This is a genomic window from Streptococcus pseudopneumoniae, assembly GCF_001070815.1.
Classification (GTDB): domain Bacteria; phylum Bacillota; class Bacilli; order Lactobacillales; family Streptococcaceae; genus Streptococcus; species Streptococcus pseudopneumoniae_P.
This window is the reverse complement of sequence record NZ_JVLX01000054.1, coordinates 14563-31558: the sequence shown is the minus strand read 5'-3', so window position 1 is coordinate 31558 and position 16996 is coordinate 14563. Positions and strand designations below refer to the sequence as shown.

17 protein-coding genes and 2 pseudogenes are annotated in these 16996 nt (G+C 40.7%); 18 read left to right on the top strand and 1 reads right to left on the bottom strand.

Going from position 1 to position 16996, the window contains the following annotated elements; translation table 11 throughout:
• The 13 genes and pseudogenes from ADG81_RS06500 to rpsD form a co-directional block, all read left to right on the top strand.
• On the top strand, positions 1-920 hold a 920-nt coding region (locus ADG81_RS06500), incomplete at its 5' end, for a G5 domain-containing protein (protein ID WP_049551253.1).
• A 284-nt stretch (positions 921-1204) separates the two neighbouring features.
• Complete coding sequence (locus ADG81_RS06495; protein ID WP_000220688.1) at positions 1205-2059, top strand: VOC family protein; 855 nt, start codon at positions 1205-1207, stop codon at positions 2057-2059.
• A 106-nt stretch (positions 2060-2165) separates the two neighbouring features.
• Positions 2166-2723 (top strand): annotated as a pseudogene (locus ADG81_RS06490) (sugar O-acetyltransferase).
• A 383-nt stretch (positions 2724-3106) separates the two neighbouring features.
• Positions 3107-4357 (top strand): dicarboxylate/amino acid:cation symporter, encoded by a 1251-nt coding sequence (locus tag ADG81_RS06485; RefSeq protein ID WP_000780192.1) that lies wholly within the window; start codon positions 3107-3109, stop codon positions 4355-4357.
• A gap of 14 nt (positions 4358-4371) precedes the next feature.
• On the top strand, positions 4372-5310 hold the full coding sequence (locus ADG81_RS06480) for an ATP-grasp domain-containing protein (protein WP_000063557.1): 939 nt from the start codon (positions 4372-4374) through the stop codon (positions 5308-5310).
• Between the two features lie 301 nt (positions 5311-5611).
• Entirely contained in the window at positions 5612-6376 is a 765-nt protein-coding gene (locus ADG81_RS06475) for a nucleoside phosphorylase (protein WP_049551252.1), read from the top strand.
• A 33-nt stretch (positions 6377-6409) separates the two neighbouring features.
• Entirely contained in the window at positions 6410-7789 is a 1380-nt protein-coding gene (locus ADG81_RS06470) for a TrkH family potassium uptake protein (RefSeq protein WP_049551251.1), read from the top strand.
• Positions 7790-7802: 13 nt separating this feature from the next.
• Complete coding sequence (locus tag ADG81_RS06465) at positions 7803-8468, top strand: potassium channel family protein (protein ID WP_001283909.1); 666 nt, start codon at positions 7803-7805, stop codon at positions 8466-8468.
• A gap of 155 nt (positions 8469-8623) precedes the next feature.
• Positions 8624-9640: a glycosyltransferase family 2 protein gene (locus ADG81_RS06460; RefSeq protein ID WP_049551250.1), complete on the top strand. Its 1017-nt coding sequence runs from the start codon at positions 8624-8626 to the stop codon at positions 9638-9640.
• Positions 9641-9755: 115 nt separating this feature from the next.
• Positions 9756-11987, top strand: a complete 2232-nt coding sequence (locus ADG81_RS06455; protein ID WP_049551249.1) for an SSURE domain-containing protein — start codon at positions 9756-9758, stop codon at positions 11985-11987.
• A 123-nt stretch (positions 11988-12110) separates the two neighbouring features.
• On the top strand, positions 12111-12809 hold the full coding sequence (locus ADG81_RS06450) for a response regulator transcription factor (protein WP_049551248.1): 699 nt from the start codon (positions 12111-12113) through the stop codon (positions 12807-12809).
• Positions 12806-13858, top strand: coding sequence for a HAMP domain-containing sensor histidine kinase (locus ADG81_RS06445; RefSeq protein ID WP_049551247.1), 1053 nt, complete (start codon positions 12806-12808; stop codon positions 13856-13858). The genes ADG81_RS06450 and ADG81_RS06445 overlap by 4 nt, the downstream gene beginning before the upstream one ends.
• Positions 13859-14052: 194 nt before the next feature.
• Complete coding sequence (rpsD, locus tag ADG81_RS06440; protein ID WP_000092756.1) at positions 14053-14664, top strand: 30S ribosomal protein S4; 612 nt, start codon at positions 14053-14055, stop codon at positions 14662-14664.
• A 156-nt stretch (positions 14665-14820) separates the two neighbouring features.
• Here the strand turns inward: rpsD and ADG81_RS09475 are convergent.
• A pseudogene (locus ADG81_RS09475) lies at positions 14821-15057 on the bottom strand (tyrosine-type recombinase/integrase); the annotation flags it as partial.
• 435 nt (positions 15058-15492) lie between these two features.
• On the opposite strand from ADG81_RS09475, the gene ADG81_RS06435 reads away from it, so the two are divergent.
• The 5 genes from ADG81_RS06435 to ADG81_RS09865 all read left to right on the top strand — a co-directional run bounded on the left by ADG81_RS06435 (position 15493) and on the right by ADG81_RS09865 (position 16964).
• Positions 15493-15681: a hypothetical protein gene (locus ADG81_RS06435; RefSeq protein WP_080978056.1), complete on the top strand. Its 189-nt coding sequence runs from the start codon at positions 15493-15495 to the stop codon at positions 15679-15681.
• Positions 15682-15691: 10 nt separating this feature from the next.
• Positions 15692-15967 carry a hypothetical protein gene (locus ADG81_RS06430; RefSeq protein ID WP_080978055.1) on the top strand — a complete coding sequence of 92 codons (276 nt, stop codon included), beginning with the start codon at positions 15692-15694 and terminating at the stop codon, positions 15965-15967.
• A 79-nt stretch (positions 15968-16046) separates the two neighbouring features.
• Positions 16047-16346: a DUF7675 family protein gene (locus ADG81_RS06425; RefSeq protein ID WP_049521329.1), complete on the top strand. Its 300-nt coding sequence runs from the start codon at positions 16047-16049 to the stop codon at positions 16344-16346.
• 61 nt (positions 16347-16407) lie between these two features.
• The gene (locus ADG81_RS06420; RefSeq protein ID WP_000590877.1) at positions 16408-16677 is read left to right on the top strand and encodes a hypothetical protein; all 270 of its coding nucleotides are present in this window, start codon (positions 16408-16410) and stop codon (positions 16675-16677) included.
• 44 nt (positions 16678-16721) lie between these two features.
• Positions 16722-16964, top strand: a complete 243-nt coding sequence (locus ADG81_RS09865) for a hypothetical protein (protein WP_049521330.1) — start codon at positions 16722-16724, stop codon at positions 16962-16964.
• The last annotated feature ends 32 nt before the right edge of the window (positions 16965-16996 follow it).

The window sequence follows — 16996 nt, the reverse complement described above, 5'->3', positions numbered from 1 at the left end:
TATCAATTCCTTACGAACGCTTGACTGAGGTTAGCTCTGATCTCTATACAGATCAAACTCAGCTGAAACAGTCAGGTCGTGCAGGTTCTAAGACTGTTGTGAAGCTATACCAAACACTGGATGGCGTGAAAACAGACAAGGTTCTCTCTGTCCGTGAGGAAAATATAGTTGCCTCTCAACCCGAGATTATCCTAGTTGGTACTAAGCCTATTAAGAGTCGAGAAAGCGTTGTTAGCACAGAAGAAATCGCACCAGTACTTGTGTACCGAGAAGACCCTTCACTCCTGAAAGGCCAAAGTCAGACTGTTCAAGGTCGTGCAGGTCAGCGTAAGATTATCACTATCTATGAAACAGACCACGGTATACGTACTGGAATGATCCTCTCTCAAACCAGTGAAATTGTGCAAGAAGCAACCCCAACAATCATCTATCAGGGGGCGAAGGTTATCGGTCGTACTCTGCCAGAAGATGGTCCTCTATCTCCAATAGTTGAAACACCAAGTGTGGAAACCCGTATAGAGGAGACTGACTTTACTACTGAATATAGGAATAGTGCTAGCTTACCAAAAGGTCAAACTAAGGTCTTGATTGTAGGAGAGAAAGGTCAGCGTACCATTATTACAGAAATTAGTAGTGACAATGGTGTAGAAATACGTCGTGTGCTATCTAACGATATTACCAAAGAACCGATTAATCAAGTTATCTTAAGAGGAATCAAAGCTGTAGAAGGAGAAGAAGACAAGAAAACACTTCTAATTCCTTCGAATGAGAATGTGATTCTTAGTTCTGATAGAAAATTAGCGAATTCTGCTAAGGAGTTACCAAGGACGTCGAATACTGATGATAAAAACTTATTTGTGCTTGGGTCAATCGGACTTCTCTTGGGTTTGGGATTGAGTGTTAGAAAAAGAAAAAATTGAGCATGAAATTTCCAATTTGATAGTAACGAGAGATTTTCATAGAGATGATAGAGGATAATTTTAGCATTAAGAAAAGTTGTTTTAATTATTGCTATGGGAGCACCATATATATTTATAGCAATAACTTTGCTAGTCTTGTTAAATAAACACAAAACAATCCTAGAAGATTTTTCTGGGGTTGTTTTTGCTAGGGGAGTTTCTATAAGTTGTCTGGCTTGACTTTCTTGATGGAAATTATATAATAGTTGTAATAATCAAAGTTACAATTAAAGAGAGAAATAGTTATGACCTATGAATACAAGAGCCACATTTATTTGGCAGAGGCAGTTTTAAATGTAAAGGATTTGGCCAGTCAAACTGCCTTTTATCAGCAAATCATTGGTTTAGAAATCTTATCTCAAACTGAGACAGAGGTCATTCTAGGCCTTGGTGGAAAAGCCTTGGTACAGTTGATTCAAACACAAGAGAGCGGAGAAGTAAGGGAACATTATGGCCTTTACCATCTGGCTATTCTCTTGCCGACACGCAAGACTTTGGCTGATGTCTTGAAACATCTGACGGATTTGCAGATTCCTCTTGTCGGTGGTGCTGACCATGGTTACAGTGAGGCCCTTTACTTAGAAGATTTGGAGGGGAATGGCATTGAACTCTATCGAGATAAGCCGGTTTCCACATGGGATATTCGAGAAGATGGGCGTATTATCGGGGTCACTGAGGCCCTTGCAGCGCAGGATATCTATGAGTTGGGGGAAAGAGTAGAGCCCTTTATCCTAGCAGACGGTACGAGAATGGGGCATATTCATCTTTCCGTCAAGGATAGTCGAAAGTCCAGCCAGTTTTATCAAAAGGTGTTAGGGCTAGAGGATAAATTCAGTGTACCTAGCGCCAGTTGGATTGCGGCAGGAAACTACCATCATCATTTGGCGGTCAATGAATGGGGAGGAAAAAGTCTGGCTCCGCGTAAGCCGGGTTTGCCAGGCTTAGCCTACTATGTCATCGAAGTCGCACATAAAGAAGAACTGTTAATGATTGCTGAGCGAGCACAAGAAATTGATGCACCAGTTAAGTGGCTGACATCTAGCCAGCTGGACGTTACAGACCCAGACGGAATTGTGACCCGTATTCGTTTAGCAAGATAGGCAAGATGTGATAAAAATCAGAGAATAAATTGTAGAAAGTACCCCTTATCCTAGTCGGATATGTAGAAAATTTGATATGATAGTAGGGAATAAGGAGAAGAATACAATGACCAGTGAATACCAGAAAATGATAGCATGAGAACCCTATCATCCATTTGACCCCGAGTTGCGGGCCTTGGCTCAGACTTCTCGTCAAAAACAGGCTGCTTTTAACCAGGAGCCAGACCCCTTGAAGGGGGCGGAGATTATCAAGACTTGGTTTGGTTCGACTGGGCAAAATCTCTTTGTCAATCCACGATTAGTAGTGGATTATGGAGTCAATATCCATCTAGGGGAAAATTTTTATTCTAATTGGAACTTGACCATGCTGGATGTTTGCCCGATTCGTATCGGAGACAATGCTATGATTGGCCCCAACTGTCAGTTTTTAACCCCACTCCATCCGCTGGATCCGCATGAACGTAATTCAGGTGTCGAATACGGAAAGCCCATCACCATCGGTGACAATTTTTGGGCTGGTGGTGGCGTTATTGTCCTTCCTGGAGTGACACTGGGCAATAACGTAGTGGCAGGAGCAGGGGCCGTAATCACTAAGTCCTTTAGAGACAATGTTGTTCTAGCTGGTAATCCTGCGCGCGTGATTAAGGAGATACCTGTTAAATAGAAGTAAAAGAGGCTGGGAAAAACTCAATTTCAAGAAAAATGAAGTAAATCTTTCAACAATAAAACGTATAATATCAAGGTTGTTCATTACCTGATATTATGCGTTTTTCTGATTTCAAAGACTTTTTACTCAGCCTCTTTTTGTAGATTTGATACTTGAAGTCACTCTTCTTGATCATTATGGAATTGCTCCATCTAGTTGAGTAGTTTAGATGGTGGTGTTTTTCTAACATAAAAAATTCATAATGGATAGCGAAATAGATATGACGACACTTTGAGATATTGTTATAAATCTTTTTTATGGTCACAATAGAAAATATATATTAGTCAAGCTAGAAGATTCGTAGTAGAATAATTAGCAAATAAAAGCAAAGGGGTTATTTTATGAAATTAGTTAATTTATGGTCAAAACTTTCACTCGGTTTGCAATTATTGCTAGCTTTGATTTTAGGTGTTATTTTTGCAGTAATCTGGCCACAATTTGCAGGTTTTTATCAATTTCTAGGACAAGCATTCATCAAATTGGTAAACATGGTCATTATTCCACTAATATTCCCAATTATAGTAGTTGCAGTGGCTAGTGTTATTGGAAAAAAATCGTTTGGTAAAATTTTAACGAAGACCTTACTCTACTTTTTTGCTGTTACAACTGCGATTACTTTATTATTTGTATTTGCTAGTTATTATTTGGGATTTGGTCAAGGTGTGAATATTGGCCAAACTGGTGGTAATATCGATGGGATAGCTAATAATGTCCAATTGAGTGAGTTTTTACTTGGTTTTATTCCATCAAATATTGTGAAGTCAATTTCAGAAGGCTCTCTTCTTCCAATTATTGTTTTTGCTATATTTCTTGGTTATGGAATTGGTAGCTTGAAGAGTGATAAAACCCAAAAAATTCTTGAAGGTTTCCAGATCTGGATTGAAGCTATTTATAAAATTATAACTGTTATTGTAAAATTATCTCCTGTCGGAATCTTTGGCTTTATTGCAAAAGATGTCGCTAGTACAGGGATTGATAAGTTAGTTGGACTTGGTCAATTTGTTATCGGAACTTATTTGGCTTATGGAGTTCTCATTTTAGTTGTTTTCCCTCTGATTGCCTCTATCTTTAAAGTTCCATATTTGACCGCTTTTCGTGAAAATTGGAGCCTCTTGACTCTAGCATTTATTTCAGGTAGTTCGAGTGTTGTGTTACCGTCCCTATTAAAGGATTTAAAGAAACAGGGACATGATGAGAATACGATTGATTTGGTTGTCCCTTTAGGATATACTTTTAATCTAGAAGGAGCAGCTGTCTATTTTTCAGTAGCCACTATTTTTATCGCACATGCTTACGGTATCCAATTTTCATTATCAAGTCTCTTATTTACAGTTTTACTTTTGACATTAATTGGGAAAACTGCAGCTACTGTTCCATCAGGAGCTATCGTAGTTTTGTTGGCAGCAGCACCCCAGCTTGGATTGCCAGTAGAAGGAGTGGCCTTGATTTTTGCAGTTGATTTCTTTGTGAATGCTGGTCGTACAATGATCAATGTTTTGGGTCAAATATTAACGGTCAGTGTCATTGAAAAAACAGAAGGTTATAGTTTAGAGGAAGACAAGCAACATCAATTGTCAGTTAACTTTTCTTAAAGGAGATAGGACTTATGAGTAACGCAAAAGTTTATGTGATTCATGAAAATATTGAATGGACACAGCATTTAGTAAAATGGTTAGAAAAAATACAAGTACCTTATGAATTATGGGATCTATCGAGTGGGATATTAGATCTTCAAAGCCCACCTCCACAAGGAATTTTTTATAATAGGATGTCCGCATCTTCTCATACGAGAGGGCATCGCTATGCACCAGAGTTTACGGAGCAGGTGCTTACGTGGCTAGAGGCTCATGGACGTAAAGTAGTTAATGGAACGGGAGCCATCAATCTAGAAATCAGTAAGGTGAAACAATATTTGAAATTAAATGAATCTGGTATTGAGACTCCAGCAACAGTTGCTGTTTTGGGACCGGAAAATATTATTGAAGCAGCAAGAAAATTGAATATCTATCCTTTGATTACCAAGCATAATAGAGCAGGAAAGGGATTAGGAGTGCAACTTTTCCAAAATGAAGAAGAACTAGAAGCTTATGTTAATAGTTCTGCTTTTGAACCTTCAGTAGATGGTATTACCTTGTTGCAGGCTTATATTAAACCAAGTGATGGTCGTATCCGTCGTTCAGAGTTTATCAATCAGAAGTTCCTTTATACTGTTTCAATTGATTCTTCAGATGGTTTCCAACTTTGTCCAGCAGATGGTTGTCAAATCGGTAAGAGACCAGAACAACTGGAAACTTCTGAAAAATTCCAAATTACAGAACCTCTACCAGAATCTCAAAAAGAAGCTTATGAAGCCTTCCTTAAAAATGCTCATATTGATGTGGCAGCTATAGAATGGGTTCAATCAGAAAGCAGAGATATTTATGTGTATGATGTAAATACCAATACAAACTATAATCCTACAGCGGAACAGAATGCTGACATCTTTGCTCATCAACATCTAGCTGAATATTTAAAGAGGGAGTTAAAAGCTCTTTATAGTGAATGATCATCTTGGAAGTTAATCTTTTAAAAATTTGATAACAACTTCCAGATAGAGTGCGACATAAATACTTTTCTTTCAAGGTAACAGTTATCAGCAACAACTACTAATATATAACGTCCCCTCTGAAGATTAATTACAGAGGGGCTACGTTTGTAATGTTTACTCTAATTCCTTATGATTTATAAAATCACTTAGTGTCGAGAATTCCAAGAATACTGAGATTTTTTCTCCTCAGTTCATCAACCCCCTCCTTGACACTTTGTCAGCTTTTGATACAATAGTACAAAATTAGAGGAGGTGGGTTATGATTCAGAAACATGCGATTCCTATTTTAGAGTTTGATGACAACCCTCAGGCAGTTATCATGCCCAATCACGAGGGGCTGGATTTGCACTTGCCCAAGAAGTGTGTCTATGCATTTTTAGGTGAAGAGATTGACCGCTATGCGAGGGAAGTAGGGGCGGACTCTGTCGGCGAATTCATTTCTGCCACCAAGACCTATCCAGTCTATGTCTTCAACTACAAGGGCGAGGAGATCTGTCTGGCTCAGGCTCCTGTTGGTTCAGCTCCAGCAGCCCAGTTTATGGATTGGTTGATTGGCTATGGTGTGGAGCAGATTATTTCCGCCGGAACCTGTGGTGTGCTAGCTGATATAGAAGAAAATGCCTTTCTAGTCCCTATTCGCGCTTTGCGAGATGAAGGAGCTAGTTATCACTATGTGGCAGCTTCTCGTTATATGGAAATGCAGCCAGAGGCTATTGCAGCTATTGAGCGAGTTTTGGAAGCTAGAGGGATTCCTTATGAAGAAGTCATGACCTGGACGACAGACGGTTTTTACAGAGAAACGGCTGAAAAGGTGGCTTATCGTAAGGAAGAAGGCTGTGCTGTTGTGGAGATGGAGTGTTCTGCGCTTGCGGCAGTAGCCCAACTGCGTGGAGTTCTCTGGGGAGAGTTGCTGTTCACAGCTGATTCCTTAGCAGACTTGGACCAGTACGATAGTCGTGACTGGGGTGCAGAAGCTTTCGAGAAGGCTTTGGAACTCTGTCTTGAGATAGCCTCTCAGTTTTAGCTACTATTCTTCTTTTTATGGTACAATGGATGTATGTTATTCAAATTATTTGTGAAAAAAATTGAAAGAGCCTTGGGCGGACTTTCGCCTGCTCGTCGAATTTTTCTGAGTTTCGCTGGAGTTATTTTTATAGGCTCTCTTCTTTTGAGTTCGCCTGTTGTTCAGGCGAGTGATTCGCAGGCCACTTATTTTGACCATCTTTTTACGACGGTGTCCATGGTCTGTGTGACTGGCCTTTCTACGCAACCAGTGGCTACTACCTATAATGTCTGGGGGCAGTTGATTTGTATGCTCTTGATACAGATTGGTGGTCTGGGGCTCATGACCTTTATCGGGGTCTTTTATATTCAGGGGAAGCAAAAGCTCAGTCTTCGCAGTCGTGAAACTATTCAGGAGAGCTTTAGTTACGGGGAGACTCGCTCGCTGAAGGCCTTTATGCGTTCCATCTTTTTGACGACTTTTCTGGTGGAGGGCTTGGGTGCCTTTCTTCTTAGTTTCCGTTTTATTCCTGAATTCGGCTGGGGACGGGGCATTTTTACCTCTATCTTCTTAGCTATTTCAGCCTTTTGTAATGCTGGTTTTGATAATTTTGGCAGTAGCAGTTTAGTGGCTTTTCAGACGGATCCCTTGATCAATCTGGTTATTGCTGGTTTGATTATCACGGGTGGTCTTGGCTTTATGGTCTGGTTTGACTTGGCAACCCAGTTTGACAAGAAGAAAAAACGCCGTCTGCGTTTCCACACCAAGTTGGTCCTCTTCTTGACTGCAGGGATTTTGCTGTTTGGGACAGTATCCACACTCTTTACGGAGTGGCACAATCCAGGGACCATTGGCAATCTCAGTGTTCCAGAGAAAGTGCTAGTTAGCTTTTTCCAAACTGTCAGTATGAGAACGGCCGGTTTTGCTTCTATTGACTACACCCAAGCTCGGCCTGTGACCTTGTTTATCTATATCTTACAGATGTTTCTGGGTGGAGCGCCTGGAGGGACGGCTGGGGGGCTCAAGATTACGACTTTCTTTGTCCTGTTGGTCTTTGCGCGTAGTGAATTGCTGGGCTTACCTCATGCCAATGTTGCGCAGAGAACCATTGAGACTCGCACAGTCCAAAAATCCTTTAGTGTCTTCATTATCTTTTTGATGACCTTCCTGTTGGGCTTGGTGTTGCTGGGAATTACAGCAGAAGGAACACCGCGATTTATCTACCTCATGTTTGAGACCATTTCAGCCCTTGCGACAGTTGGTGTAACGGCAAATCTGACGCCAGAACTGGGCAAGCTAGCTCTCAGCATTGTCATGGTGCTCATGTTTATTGGCCGTATCGGTCCCTTGACCTTGCTGGTTAGTCTAGCGGATTACCAGCCTGATAAGAAAGATTTGATTCAGTATATGAAAGCAGATATTAGTATTGGATAAGAAAGGAAGAATGATGTCAGATCGTACGATTGGAATTTTAGGTTTGGGGATTTTCGGGAGTAGTGTCCTGACAGCCCTAGCCAAGCAAGATATGAATATCATTGCCATTGACGACCACGCCGAGCGCATCAATCAATTTGAGCCCGTTTTGGCGCGTGGAGTTGTGGGCGATATTACAGATGAGGAACTCCTCAGAACTGCAGGAATTGATACCTGTGATACGGTTGTGGTGGCAACAGGGGAAAATCTGGAGTCGAGTGTACTTGCAGTTATGCATTGTAAGAGTCTAGGGGTACCAAGGGTTATTGCCAAGGTCAAAAGCCAGACAGCTAAGAAGGTGCTAGAAAAAATCGGTGCTGACTCAGTGATTTCACCTGAGTATGAAATGGGGCAGTCTCTAGCGCAGACCATTCTCTTTCATAACAATGTTGATGTCTTTCAGCTGGATAAAAATGTGTCTATCGTAGAGATGAAAATTCCTAGTGTCTGGGCAGGTCAAAGCCTGAGCCAGCTAGATTTACGTGGCAAATACAACCTCAATGTCCTAGGATTTCGTGAACAAGAAAATTCACCACTGGATGTCCAGTTTGGTCCTAATGACCTCTTGAAAGCAGATGCCTATATCTTGGCTGTCATTAACAACCAGTATCTAGATGACTTGGCAGAATTAAATTCGTAAGGAGGGGGATCCCCTCTTTTTTGATGTCCAAAATAGCAAATAGAGATAGCAACCCTTGTATTCTAGTAAAAGTCCTTCAAAAGCTGGACTTTATGGTAGAATAGAAAGAAGTGACAAGAGAGAAAGAAAAAATCAGTCCCCTAAAGGAGTAGATTATGAAGTTATTGTCTATCGCCATCCCTAGCTATAATGCCGCTGCCTATCTTCATTACTGTGTGGAATCGCTAGTGATTGGTGGTGAGCAAGTTGAGATTTTGATTATCAATGATGGGTCTCAGGACCAGACTCAGGAAATCGCTGAGCGTTTAGCCAGCAAGTATCCTAACATCGTTAGAGCTATCTATCAGGAAAACAAAGGTCATGGCGGTGCTGTTAATCGTGGCTTGGCAGAGGCTTCTGGTCGTTATTTTAAAGTAGTTGACAGTGATGACTGGGTGGATCCCCGTGCTTACCTGAAAATTCTCGAAACCTTGCAGGAACTAGAGAGTGAGGGGCAGGAAGTTGATGCCTTTGTGACTAATTTTGTATATGAAAAGGAAGGTCAGTCTCGTAAGAAGAGTATGAGTTACGAGTCAGTCTTGCCTGTCCAGAAGATTTTTGGCTGGGATCAGATTGGAAATTTCTCAAAAGGCCAGTATATCATGATGCACTCGCTGATTTACCGGACAGATTTGTTGCGAACGAGCCAGTTCCAATTGCCTGAGCATACCTTTTATGTCGATAATCTCTTTGTCTTTACCCCCCTTCAGCAGGTCAAGACCATGTACTATCTGCCTGTCGATTTCTATCGTTATTTGATTGGGCGTGAGGACCAGTCTGTCAATGAGCAAGTGATGATTAAGCGCATTGACCAGCAACTCAAGGTCAATCGACTTTTGGTAGACCAGCTTGATTTATCCAAAGTAAGCCACCCCAAAATGCGAGAATACTTGCTGAATCATATTGAAATCACGACGGTGATTTCCAGTGCCTTGCTCAACCGAGCAGGCACAGCGGAGCATCTGGCCAAAAAACGGGAGCTGTGGACCTATATTCAGCAGGAAAATCCAGAGGTCTTTCAGGCTATCCGCAAGACCATGTTGAGCCGTTTGACTAAACATTCAGTCTTGCCAGCTCGCAAACTGTCCAATGTTGTCTATCAAATCACCAAATCTGTTTATGGCTTTAATTAATATAAGTATTTTATAAGAGGGATTTAAGAAAAATTTTAACTTTTTCTTAATCCTTTTTAATTTTAGGAGATTATACTAGAGTCATCAAATAAAGAAAAACTCTAAGGAGAATCCTATGAAATTCAATCCAAATCAAAGATATACTCGTTGGTCTATTCGCCGTCTTAGTGTCGGTGTTGCCTCAGTTGTTGTAGCCAGTGGCTTCTTTGTCCTAGTTGGTCAACCAAGTTCTGTACGTGCCGATGTGGTCAATCCGACCCCTGCTCAAGTCGTACCAGATGCGACTTCGGTGAGTGAAAAGAGTGACTTACCAGTAGGAGTTCTCAAAGAAGCAGTCGATACAGCTCTTCCTTCAGAGAAGGCAGACTCAACACCTAAAGCAAGCTTGGATACTACAAGCTCTCCAGAAAAAGTGAATGTAGCTGATAAAGATCAAGTGGTAGCGCCAAAAGAAGAAGTGCAAGCAAAACCAGAATCTAAGAAAGAAACAGAAGATGCGGTTAAACCTGCGACAAATCCTGCTCCTACAGTTTCCGGACAAGACCGTGAAGCAAATGAAGCGCAACCAGCAACTACCCCAGCTGAAGTGCAAAAAGGCGTGGCTGACAATACCAAAGACACAGTAGATGTTCCAGCTACTTACTTGGATAAAGCCAATTTCCCAGGCCCATTCACAGCCGGTGTTAACCAAGTCATTCCTTACGAATTCTTCGCCGGTGACGGTATGTTGACTCGTCTTATCTTGAAGGATTCAGACAAGGCCCCATGGTCAGATAACGGTTCAGCCAAAAATCCCGCCCTTCCACCAGTAGAAAACTTAGGCAAAGGTCTTTACTTCTATGAAGTAGACTTGGCAGGAACTCAAGGCAAATCAGATAAAGATCTTCTTGACCTCTTGAAACAAAATGGTACACAAAGTTATAAAGCCACTATCAAGGTATACGGTGCCAAAGACGGTAAGGCTGATTTGACTAATCTCGTAGCAACAAAAGATTTGGATGTCAATTTGAATGGCTTAACCACTCCAGCTGAAGTGCAAAAAGGTGTGGCCGACAATACTAAAGACACAGTGGATGTTCCAGCCTCTTACTTGGACAAAGCGAACTTCCCTGGCCCATTCACAGCCGGTGTTAACCAAGTTATCCCATATGAATTCTTCGCTGGTGACGGTATGTTGACTCGCCTTATCTTGAAAGCTTCCGACAAGGCCCCATGGTCAGATAACGGTTCAGCCAAAAATCCTGCTCTTCCACCAGTAGAGAAATTAGGCAAAGGCCTCTACTTCTACGAAGTAGATTTGGCAGGAACTCAAGGTAAATCAGACAAAGATTTGCTTGACCTCTTGAAACAAAATGGCACTCAAAGTTACAAGGCAACTATCAAGGTGTACGGTGCGAAAGACGGCAAGGCTGATTTGAGCAACCTCGTAGCGACTAAGGATTTGGATGTCAACTTGAACGGCTTGACTACCCCAGCCGAAGTCCAAAAAGGTGTGGCTGACAATACCAAAGACACAGTAGACGTCCCAGCCACTTACTTGGACAAAGCTAACTTCCCAGGTCCGTTCACAGCCGGCGTCAACCAAGTCATCCCATACGAATTTTTCGCTGGTGACGGTATGTTGACTCGCCTTATCTTGAAGGCCTCAGACAAGGCTCCATGGTCAGACAACGGCTCAGCTAAAAATCCTGCTCTTCCACCAGTAGAAAAATTAGGCAAAGGCCTCTACTTCTACGAAGTAGATTTGGCAGGGACTCAAGGCAAATCAGATAAAGAGCTTCTTGACTTGTTGAAACAAAATGGAACTCACAGCTACAAGGCAACTATCAAGGTTTATGGTGCGAAGGACGGCAAGGCCGATTTGACTAATCTCGTAGCGACTAAGGATTTGACAGTAAACTTGAATGGACATCAGTCTCTTACTCAGATGCAATCAGGTTTCGTCCCATCTTCTAATGGTTCAGCTATGCCGGCTCCAATGATGAATAGTCATCAAGATGCGTCTAAGATGAACGCTCAAATGCCAAGTGCCAATCAGGATGAGATGAAATCTAAAATGCCAGCTGCTAGTCAGGATAAGATGATGCCTAACAAAGAGCAGGACAAAACCATGAATGCTAGCCAGCCTATGCTAACCTCAAGCAAAATGTCTGATGAAGGCAAGATGGCATCTACTAACAAGGTATCAAGTCCAATGATGGCTGATCAAATGAAAGACCAAAAAGACATGCTTCCATATACTGGTGAAGCCCAAACATCAATGGCTACTATTGGATTCTTTGGACTCGCCTTGGCCGGCCTGCTAGGTGGACTCGGTTTGAAAGCTAAAAAAGAGGAAAATGACTAGTCTAGCTACAGACTTTCTATCTAGGATATGAAAAATCCAGATATCGTTTAGAATGTTCGTAAAGAGATAAAAATAGTGTTATACTATTGTGGTATAGCACTGTTTTTTTCAAAGGAGAGACAGATGGGAAAGACAATTTTACTCGTTGACGACGAGGTAGAAATCACAGATATTCATCAACGCTATCTGGTTCAGGCAGGATATCAGGTTTTGGTGGCTCATGATGGAGTAGAGGCCTTAGAAATCTTCAAGCGAAAAGCGATTGATTTGATTATTACAGATATCATGATGCCTCAGATGGATGGTTATGATTTGATTAGCGAGGTCCAGTATCAATCTCCGGATCAGCCTTTTCTCTTTATCACGGCTAAGACTAGCGAGCAGGACAAGATTTACGGCCTAAGCCTGGGGGCAGATGACTTTATTGCCAAGCCCTTTAGCCCTCGTGAGCTGGTTTTGCGTGTCCATAATATCTTACGTCGCCTTCATCGTGGAGGTGAGACAGAAGTCGTCAGTCTCGGGGATTTACGGATGAATCACGGTAGTCATGAGGTCCAAGTCGGAGATGTGGCGCTGGATTTGACCGTCAAATCCTTCGAACTTCTATGGCTTTTAGCTAGTAATCCAGAGCGCGTTTTCTCTAAGACAGACCTCTATGAAAAAGTCTGGCAGGAAGACTATGTGGATGATACCAATACCTTGAACGTTCATATTCATGCTCTTCGACAGGAGTTGGCTAAACATGCTAGTGCAGAAACACCGACCATCAAAACCGTCTGGGGCTTGGGCTACAAAATTGAGAAAGCACGAGGTAGTCAATGAAATTAAAAAGTTATATTTTAGTGGGGTATATCATTTCAACACTCCTAACGATTATCGTGGTTTTTTGGGCTGTTCAAAAAATGCTGATTGAGAAAAGCGAGATTTACTTTCTGCTTGGAATGACCATCGTTGCCAGCCTTGTCGGTGCTGGGATTAGTCTCTTTCTCTTGTCGCCTGTCTTTACTTCATTGGGCAAACTCAAGGAACATGCCAAGCGGGTAGCGGACAAGGACTTTCCATCAAGTCTGGAGGTTCAAGGCCCTGTAGAATTTCAACAATTAGGCCAAGCTTTCAATGAAATGTCCCATGATTTGCAGGCCACCTTTGATTCCTTGGAAGAAAGCGAGCGAGAAAAGGGTTTGATGATTGCCCAGCTGTCGCATGATATCAAGACCCCTATCACTTCGATCCAAGCGACGGTAGAAGGGATTTTGGATGGGGTTATCAAGGAAGGAGAACAGGACCATTATCTAGCAACCATTGGACGCCAGACAGAAAGACTCAATAAACTGGTTGAGGAGTTGAATTTTTTGACTCTAAACACAGCTAGAAATCAGGTCGAAACGACCAGCAAAGACAGCATTTTTCTGGACCAGCTCTTGATTGAGTGCATGAGTGAATTTCAGTTCTTGATTGAGCAGGAAGAGCGAGATGTCCATTTGCAGGTAATTCCAGAGTCTGCCCGGATTGAGGGAGATTATGCCAAACTTTCTCGTATCTTGGTTAATCTGGTCAATAACGCTTTTAAATACTCAGCTCCAGGAACCAAGCTGGAAGTGGTGGCTAAGCTGGAAAATAGCCGTCTTTCAATCAGTGTGACAGATGAGGGACAGGGGATTGCCCCAGAGGATTTGGAGAATATTTTCAAACGCCTTTATCGTGTAGAGACTTCGCGTAACATGAAAACAGGTGGTCATGGCTTAGGGCTTGCGATTGCGCGTGAATTGGCCCATCAATTGGGTGGAGAAATTACAGTCAGCAGCCAGTACGGTCTAGGAAGCACCTTTACCCTCGTTCTAAACCTTTCTGGCAATGAAAATAAAGCTTAAAACCCCTTTACAAATCCAGCCATTCATGGTAGAATGGATTTTGTGCGAAATATCAGCAGGAAAGCATGAAGCTCGTCAACAGGTGTCTTATGATAAGTAACCTTGGCTGTTTAGGCGAAGGGCATCTGCACGAATCAGGGCTTTCTAAGTGACTATTTCCACCGAAATATTATTTATATCAGGAGGACATTCACATGTCACGTTATACAGGACCATCTTGGAAACAAGCTCGTCGCCTTGGCCTTTCACTTACAGGTACAGGTAAAGAATTGGCACGTCGTAACTACGTACCAGGACAACACGGACCAAACAACCGTTCTAAATTGTCAGAATACGGTTTGCAATTGGCTGAAAAACAAAAACTTCGTTTCACTTACGGTGTAGGTGAAAAACAATTCCGTAACTTGTTCGTACAAGCTACAAAAATTAAAGGCGGAATCTTAGGTTTCAACTTCATGCTTCTTTTGGAACGTCGTTTGGATAACGTTGTTTACCGTCTTGGTCTTGCGACTACTCGTCGTCAAGCTCGTCAATTCGTAAACCACGGTCACATCCTTGTTGACGGAAAACGCGTTGATATCCCATCATACCGCGTAACTCCAGGTCAAGTGATCTCAGTTCGTGAAAAATCATTGAAAGTTCCAGCTATCCTTGAAGCAGTAGAAGCTACTCTTGGACGTCCAGCATTCGTATCATTCGACGCTGAAAAATTGGAAGGTTCATTGACTCGCTTGCCAGAACGCGACGAAATCAACCCAGAAATCAACGAAGCACTTGTCGTTGAATTCTACAACAAAATGTTGTAATATTTTATTAAATAAGATAGGCTGTAAAGCCTTGATATTAAGCACTTTGGGGCGCTTTCCCTTAGTGCTTTTTTTGTTTTTACTACCCTTTTAGTTACCCTTAACTAATTTTAGGTATAGTAAGAGGGTAGCCCCAAAATGGGACACCCTTATTATTTATAAATTACTAATAGCCGATTCAAAGATTGAGACGGCTTTTTTTGCTCCCTCTTTGGTAGCATGGACATAAGTGTTTAAAGTCATAGAGATATTAGAGTGACCTAATCTGTATTGTAAGTCTTTGGCTTCTATGCCAGCGTATAGCATGATTGTAGCGTGAGTGTGTCGGAAACCGTGGAAACTAATATCAGGTACACCAGCATGTTTGAAACGTGTGTTTAAACGAGTTGCTAGTGTTTTATTGTTTGGGTATTGAGGAAATTAGAGAAGTTTAAAAGTCTATCATTTTAAATTTGATGTTTACAAAATGATAAGCAGATAAGCAAAGCAATAACTTGCCTTAATTCCTTATCAAATAGTATGGAGAATGGACTTGAACCAAGAGCGAACGCCGAGAAAATGCAAAAAAAAGCACTTAGAAAAATCTAAGCGCTCAAGAGTAGTGGACGGTGTGCCTGTCCCGTCATCTCATACTATGAAGTTGCGTAGCGACACTATCATTTCTACATCACTTCTCTTTAAACTAATTATATCATAAAGGAGTAGCAGCTTGACCACTGACGAAGTAGAAAAGAAGCTAAAAAGCTATTGTAATGGTATCTTGTTGATTGAATATTAGGATAGGAAAGTTTATAATGAATTTAAAGTAAAGGAGGTTTCGTTTTAGATATGATGATACCACCAAGCAAAGAGCTGTTGATTTTTTATAATCAAATTCATAAGTGGATTGACCAAGTTTATCCAGACCAAGATAAACCTTCTGTATCATTTAAGAATGACACTCCACAATCCATTTTAGATTTATTTGATAGTATCAAATCTAAAATTGGTTTTGATTACTCAGACCATAAGTATTGAAATAAAAATTATGGATAAGTTAAACACGAAAAATAAGATATGTGCTGTTTATAAAATTGCGAATCGTCTTGTTTCGATTACTGTTGAGAATCCTGATTTTTCAGATTTGAAAATCAATCATTTTGTAAGAATCGGAGAAAAAGAGTATAGGGTGCGTAGTGTTCCTATGATTTGTTCAACTCCACCTAAATCTATCTTTAGTTTAGATACTTTTACAATCGATTACACAGAGGATGACTTGATGAATAAAGAGGCGGTATTTAGGAGATTGGATAGCGAAGCTTAACGGATCAATTAGAAATTGTAGTAAGAATCTAGTCTTTTTAATAAAAGACATATAAGAAATGATAGGAAAAGTCAGAATAATGACAGATTTTAATGAGAATGAATGCGATGATTTAGAGTTGCTAGATGGGATATGTGACTCCGTTACAGCAGAATCTTTTCTTGAAGGATACAGTGATTTTTACAAAGAGACTGAAGAGTCAAAAATATGGTGGATTGATAAAATAGATTCTATAGGAGAACATCTATTGAGCTTTGATCGGAAAAAAATTTACAACTTATTTGAGGACTATCCTTATAATATGACTGAAGAAGAGGTTGAAATTTTTGATAGTGAAAATCCTTTTTGGAGAGATTTTTTCTCAGACAGGAAATTATAAGCAATCTATTTATATTTGGCTTTTTGGAAATAAGGCTAATAGAAAATAAAGGTATTTAAAGATGATTAAAATTTCAATTAGTTTGTTACTAGATGCGATTGAAGATAACATAAACGACGAAGAGCTTCAATCTATCGATTTCGAGAGCTATATTAGAAAAATTACAAAAGAATTCCAGGGAGAAAATGGTGAATTTTTAGTAAAAGAAGAAGCGTTTGAAACACTCCCTTTGGACAGAGATAAAAAGGATAAAATCATTGAGCAAATAAAGCAAAATAGTCAAAATGTTTTCAAAGACGATTTTGATACCTTGTTGCAATTATATTTTTGAGAGTCAAGAATAGTTCCAGTGCCTTATTTTACAATAAATATAAAATGATAAAGATTGATAAACAAATTATTACGATGTACAAAATAGAAGATGGAGTCTCTAAAAGGCAGTATTCTATTGTGAGTGGAGGTTGTAAAGGTATTGCAACTATCGATAAAATTACTTTGGAATATAGCTATGTTGGAGATGATTTAGGGCAATTTACTTCATTTGTCAAAGATACTTTGACTAAAAGTATTAAGTTAGGAAAAGAATTGCCAGATAAGTTTTCGTATGGCTTTGGATAAGTTATGGAATATCTTATATAGGAGAATCAAGA

Excerpts from the sequence above, each read along its gene's own strand:
- ADG81_RS06495 (WP_000220688.1), top strand. The coding sequence starts at position 1,205 with ATGACCTATGAATACAAGAGCCACATTTATTTGGCAGAGGCAGTTTTA.
- ADG81_RS06485 (WP_000780192.1), top strand. The coding sequence starts at position 3,107 with ATGAAATTAGTTAATTTATGGTCAAAACTTTCACTCGGTTTGCAATTA.
- ADG81_RS06480 (WP_000063557.1), top strand. The coding sequence starts at position 4,372 with ATGAGTAACGCAAAAGTTTATGTGATTCATGAAAATATTGAATGGACA.
- ADG81_RS06475 (WP_049551252.1), top strand. The coding sequence starts at position 5,612 with ATGATTCAGAAACATGCGATTCCTATTTTAGAGTTTGATGACAACCCT.
- ADG81_RS06470 (WP_049551251.1), top strand. The coding sequence starts at position 6,410 with ATGTTATTCAAATTATTTGTGAAAAAAATTGAAAGAGCCTTGGGCGGA.
- ADG81_RS06465 (WP_001283909.1), top strand. The coding sequence starts at position 7,803 with ATGTCAGATCGTACGATTGGAATTTTAGGTTTGGGGATTTTCGGGAGT.
- ADG81_RS06460 (WP_049551250.1), top strand. The coding sequence starts at position 8,624 with ATGAAGTTATTGTCTATCGCCATCCCTAGCTATAATGCCGCTGCCTAT.
- ADG81_RS06455 (WP_049551249.1), top strand. The coding sequence starts at position 9,756 with ATGAAATTCAATCCAAATCAAAGATATACTCGTTGGTCTATTCGCCGT.
- ADG81_RS06450 (WP_049551248.1), top strand. The coding sequence starts at position 12,111 with ATGGGAAAGACAATTTTACTCGTTGACGACGAGGTAGAAATCACAGAT.
- ADG81_RS06445 (WP_049551247.1), top strand. The coding sequence starts at position 12,806 with ATGAAATTAAAAAGTTATATTTTAGTGGGGTATATCATTTCAACACTC.
- rpsD (WP_000092756.1), top strand. The coding sequence starts at position 14,053 with ATGTCACGTTATACAGGACCATCTTGGAAACAAGCTCGTCGCCTTGGC.
- ADG81_RS06435 (WP_080978056.1), top strand. The coding sequence starts at position 15,493 with ATGATGATACCACCAAGCAAAGAGCTGTTGATTTTTTATAATCAAATT.
- ADG81_RS06430 (WP_080978055.1), top strand. The coding sequence starts at position 15,692 with ATGGATAAGTTAAACACGAAAAATAAGATATGTGCTGTTTATAAAATT.
- ADG81_RS06425 (WP_049521329.1), top strand. The coding sequence starts at position 16,047 with ATGACAGATTTTAATGAGAATGAATGCGATGATTTAGAGTTGCTAGAT.
- ADG81_RS06420 (WP_000590877.1), top strand. The coding sequence starts at position 16,408 with ATGATTAAAATTTCAATTAGTTTGTTACTAGATGCGATTGAAGATAAC.
- ADG81_RS09865 (WP_049521330.1), top strand. The coding sequence starts at position 16,722 with ATGATAAAGATTGATAAACAAATTATTACGATGTACAAAATAGAAGAT.